The 3,046-nt window shown below is 61.3% G+C and carries 2 protein-coding genes; both read left to right on the top strand.

The features are described from left to right. The first annotated feature begins 172 nt into the window (after positions 1-172). Positions 173-958, top strand: coding sequence for a hypothetical protein (locus sphst_RS20435; protein WP_159043557.1), 786 nt, complete (start codon positions 173-175; stop codon positions 956-958). Positions 959-1,121: 163 nt separating this feature from the next. After that, entirely contained in the window at positions 1,122-2,555 is a 1,434-nt protein-coding gene (locus sphst_RS08970; protein ID WP_107045432.1) for an IS1182 family transposase, read from the top strand. Positions 2,556-3,046 lie beyond the last annotated feature (491 nt).

Below are 3,046 nucleotides of genomic sequence, written 5' to 3'. Positions count from 1 at the left end.
GAGGTGCGGGTGCCGCGTCGAAAGCGGACGGTCTGCAGTCCACCAATTCCGGCCATTCCGCTTCCGCCCACTTGTCGACCTTCATTGGTTCTGTGACAATGCTTGAAAGCTGTCGCTCTTTTGGTTGATAGGCAGCTTGGGTTGATAGGCGGCCGAAAAGGTGAGGCCGACCATGTGGTTACGTTCGGCGATTTTTGGTGCTGGTCTCTGCTGCTCAATTCCAACGATCGCCCAGGGCGATCCGGTTACGATCGGGCCGCAAGATGTAATCCTCACCCGACAGCGGGCAGAGCAGATGTCGCTACGAGAGCTGGAGGCAATTCTTCTACGGGACTTTCCGCACGGTGATATTCGCAAGGTCGAGGTGGGGCGGTCGATGGAGGGCTTCCCTGAAACGCCCCTATCTTATGTCCTTTTCTACGAAGCAGGGACGGCTGCTGGCGGCAGGTTTTGTACTGCACGCCGGATCCTTGTTAATTTCGACACGCTCCACGGGAAGATACCGCAGAACGCGGCCGAGCAAGCAGCGAATGCGCCTCGGCGCCGTTTTGCTGTAAACGCAGCGCCGCTTGCCACCGTTCTAGATCAAATGGCGACGGATGCCGCGTGCGCTCGCGTGGAAAACTTTGCACAATTGCCACCGAGTGAACCACAGCTCGGTCGCGGGATTGTCGAGGCCGTTCTCGATCTCTCAGTCGAGGCAGCAACGACGGGCCGTGCTTCGGTTCCGGTCACTTGTTTAGACGACACCACTCCTAAGGGTAACCGGTGCGATGGAGTTCGGGTGCTGGCCGGGCTCAATTGGCGCCATCTGGTTAACGTCGATTTGCCAAGTTCGGTTCGCGGACCGGCAACGCAACTTCAGTTTTGGCAAGATGACACGTGGGTGGTGGAGGTGACAGGTTACAAACCGATCATCTCCTTACAAATATATCGGAGGTATCCCCCGCCATTTTAGCCTCGGACTTTCCTCAGCAGGTGATCTCCTTTCGGTGTCGGCGCTTCTGTTAATAGCAGGTATCGACCCATTCGTACCCGAAAGCGGCCTGTCCGTTGACCACCGAGGCTGTGTGAAAACGTCTTGATATGCTATGCTTGCTGGCGTCATCTGGAGACGTCGGATGGGTCGTTTCATCGAGGGGTGTGACCGCCGGGAGCAGCTTTTTCTACCGCCATGCGTGGACGATTACGTTGCGGAAGACAGCACCGTGCGCATTGTCGATGTGTTCGTCGACGAACTGGATCTGGCGACGCTGGGGTTTGCCGACGCCGCTGCGACGGGTCGGCCAGGCTACCATCCGTCGACGCTGCTCAAGCTCTACATCTACGGCTATCTGAATCAGGTTCAGTCAAGCCGACGCCTGGAACGCGAGGCGGGCCGCAACGTCGAGCTGATGTGGCTGACGGGCAGGCTAGCACCCGACTTCAAAACGATCGCCGACTTCCGCCGCGACCATGGGCCTGCGATCCAGGCGGCCTGTCGCCGGTTCGTGCTGTTGTGTCGGCAACTCGGCCTCATCGCGGGCGGCACGGTCGCGGTGGACGGGAGCCGCTTTCGCGCGGTGAATGCGCGCGACCGTAACTTCACGCCGGTCACGATCCGGCGCCGGATGGAGCAGGTCGATGCCAGCATCCAGCGCTACCTCGGCATGCTCGACACCGCAGACCGGCAGGAGGGGGAAGCCGCCACGTTGCGCACCACCCGCCTGACCGAACGGCTCGGCGAACTGCGACGACAGATGCGCGAGCTGGAGGCAATGGAGCGGGCGGTCGAAGCATCCCCCGACCGGCAGATCTCGCTCACCGACCCCGATGCGCGCGCGATGGCATCGGCCGGCACGGGCACCGGGCTGGTCGGCTACAACCTGCAGGCGGCGGTCGATACCAACAGCCACATCGTGGTCGCACACGAGGTCCTCAACCTTGGTCATGACCGCACGTCGCTGGCCAACATGGGCCTCCAGGCGCGCGCAGCGACGGGGGCAACAGCGCTTACCGTGCTTGCCGACCGTGGCTACTTCTCCGGGCCCGAGGTGCTCGCGTGCGAAGCTGCCGGCATCACGGCGATCTGCCCCAAGCCGCTGACGTCGGGCGCGAAAGCCGACGGGCGGTGGGGCAAGCAGGACTTCGTCTACCAGCCCGAGACCGATACCTATCGCTGCCCCGCCGGTGAAACGATGACGCGGCGCTTCTCCCGCCTCGAGCACGGCATGACGCTCTACGGCTATGCCACGCCTGCCTGTCGCTACCGATGTGCCGTCAAGGCGAACTGCACCGCCGGCATCGAGCGCCGCATCAAGCGGTGGGACCATGAGGCGGTCATCGAGGCGATGCAAGCCCGCCTCGACCGCATGCAGGGCGCGATGCGCGTCCGCAGACGCACGGTCGAGCATGTCTTTGGTACCATCAAGGACTGGATGGGACGAAGCCACCTCAAGACCCGCACCCTGAACAACGTGGCAACCGAGGTGAGCCTCCACGTGCTCGCTTATAACATCAAGCGCGCCATCGCCCTGGTCGGCGTGCCCGGGTTGATCGAGGCAATAAGAAGGTGAGCGCTGCGTTCGCGCGCGTCACCACCACCGGTATGAGATCGACGTTCTCACACGGCCTCCACCAAACCCGGACATTCAGGGCCGACACGCATCAGATTTCTGCATCAAGCGATCCTACGATTTCCGCGGCTTTGAGCCTGATGCAGATCTTGTGAGTTTCCCATCATCGGTGCCCGCTTCGGCCGGCCTGCAAAGTGCGTTATACTAGTGAAGCACCAGCCATGAACGAGGACAGGTTATGCCAGTCAAAGACCTCATCGGGCGTCCAAGACCTACAGCTGAACAGAGGGCACTGGAGAAAGAGCTTCTGGAGCGTCGAGAGGCATTGCTGCGTCGTCGTCCCGGCCATTCTGATGATGACGATGGGCTGTGTCCTGTGGGCCCGCCACCTGGTCCTAGCCCCATGCTACTAGCTGGTGCGGCTGAGATAGCAGACGACTGATCCAATTAGCGTGATGCAAAACTTTTGATTTTTGCATCACGAATGGCCG

Source organism: Sphingomonas sp. STIS6.2, assembly GCF_000732685.2.
GTDB lineage: Bacteria > Pseudomonadota > Alphaproteobacteria > Sphingomonadales > Sphingomonadaceae > Sphingomonas > Sphingomonas aerolata.
The sequence above is the reverse complement of the archived record's forward strand: the minus strand, read 5'-3'. Positions and strand labels throughout refer to the sequence as shown.

Bases quoted from the DNA above. Each gene is read 5' to 3' on its own strand.
- sphst_RS08970 (WP_107045432.1), top strand. From the start codon at position 1,122: ATGGGTCGTTTCATCGAGGGGTGTGACCGCCGGGAGCAGCTTTTTCTA.
- sphst_RS20435 (WP_159043557.1), top strand. From the start codon at position 173: ATGTGGTTACGTTCGGCGATTTTTGGTGCTGGTCTCTGCTGCTCAATT.